We start from the raw sequence: 269 nt of genomic DNA on the forward strand, positions 1-269 counted from the left end.
AGCGCTCCCACGACTTGGACGAAGGCTTCGTCCAGCCGGTTTCGGCAAGTGCGGAAAGGCGGGGGAAGACGAGGCGGTCGAAAACGGCGCGATCGGTCATCGGCTCGGACCAGATGCAGGCTTGAATGCCGAGGAGTTTCTGTTTCTGGCTCGCCGTCCAGCCGCCGATGGGATCGAAATTGTAGAGCTTCTCCGCGTCCGAAGTCCCCGCTCAACTGGCGCCGGGCTCATCCCAGTCGGGCCTGAGCGCCATGTCGAGGTAATAGACC

At 62.8% G+C, this 269-nt stretch carries 1 pseudogene; it reads right to left on the bottom strand.

What is annotated here, in order from left to right:
• Positions 1-269 (bottom strand): annotated as a pseudogene (locus tag EOD29_RS32000) (family 20 glycosylhydrolase); the annotation flags it as partial.

Source organism: Mesorhizobium sp. M1A.T.Ca.IN.004.03.1.1, assembly GCF_003997555.1.
Classification (GTDB): domain Bacteria; phylum Pseudomonadota; class Alphaproteobacteria; order Rhizobiales; family Rhizobiaceae; genus Mesorhizobium.